Source organism: Hydrogenivirga sp. 128-5-R1-1, assembly GCF_000171895.1.
In genome coordinates this window covers 1-1,455 of the sequence record NZ_ABHJ01000348.1, presented here as the reverse complement: position 1 = coordinate 1,455, position 1,455 = coordinate 1, and the positions used below count along the sequence as shown (strand labels likewise).

The following is a 1,455-nucleotide window of genomic DNA, read 5'->3' as shown; positions in this document are numbered from 1 at the left end:
TCCATAGATGGCTCATCAAGAACATACAAAACACCGCTTAGTTTTGAACCTATCTGGGTTGCAAGTCTTATTCTTTGTGCTTCTCCTCCTGAAAGGGTTGTTGCTGAACGCTCAAGGGTTAGATAATCAAGCCCTACGTTTAGTAAAAAGCTTAGTCTTTCTTTGATTTCCTTTATGATTTTTTCTGCGATTATCCTGTCTTTCTGGGACATTGGAGAGTTTTCAAACTCTGTGAAGAAATCGTAAGCCTGCTGTATATTCATTCTTACAACATCCCAGATAGATTTTCCGTTTATAAGAACATAAAGGGCTTCTCTCCTCAGTCTTGCCCCGTGGCAGACTGGACAGGTAACCTCTCTGATATATTTTTCAAGCTCTTCCCTCTGCTTTTCGTTATCTATTTCAAGGTATTTTCTTTCAAGATGTGGAATTATCTCAAGTAGAAGATCTTCTTTTACCTCTTCTGGAAGGTCTTTGAATTTTGTGTATTTGTTTATCCCGTGGTAGTAGAGAATATCAAAAATCATTCCTTTTATATATTTGAAATAAAAACTGTCTGTTATCCTGAAAGCCTCTATTACTGACCTGTTATAATCAACGAGAGCATCAACATCTATTTTGTGAATAACTCCTAAGCCTTTACATTCCGGGCAGGCTCCATAAGGACTGTTAAAAGAAAAAAGCCTTGGAGAAAGCTCAGCAATAGAAAATCCATGCTCAGGACAGGCAAATTTTTCACTAAAAATATAATCCTTTCCTTCAGACAGATTGTTTATAACGACAAGTCCATCCCCAAGCTTCAAAGCTTGTTCTATGCTATCAACGAGTCTTGTTCTTATGCCTTCTTTGAGGACTATCCTGTCAACTACTACCTCTATTGTGTGCTTTTTGTTTTTTTCAAGCTTTGGAACATCTTCAACCATATATATTTCCCCATCAACTCTAACACGGGGATATCCCATCCTGTTTATTTTTTCAAAGATATCCTTATACTCTCCTTTTTTGCCTCTTATTATTGGGGCTAATATCTGCAGTTTTGTTCCTTCTGGAAATTTTAGAATTTGGTCTGCTATCTCTTCTGGAGACTGGGATGCAATAAGATTATTACATTCAGGGCAGTGGGGCTTTCCTACCCTTGCAAACAAAAGTCTAAGATAATCATAAATCTCCGTTACTGTTCCAACAGTTGAACGGGGGTTTTTTGAGGTTGTTTTCTGGTCTATGGCTATTGCAGGGGATAGTCCGTCTATGCTGTCAACATCAGGTTTTTCCATAAGACCAAGGAATTGTCTTGCATATGCAGACAAACTTTCAACATATCTTCTTTGCCCTTCTGCGTATATGGTATCAAAAGCCAGAGATGATTTTCCTGACCCTGATGGTCCTGTTATTACAATCAGCTTATTTTTAGGTATCTCAAGGTCTATATTCTTAAGATTATGCTGTCTTGCCCCG

General features: G+C 38.0%; 1 pseudogene. It reads right to left on the bottom strand.

Going from position 1 to position 1,455, the window contains the following annotated elements:
- A pseudogene (locus HG1285_RS20010) lies at positions 1-1,455 on the bottom strand (excinuclease ABC subunit UvrA); the annotation flags it as partial.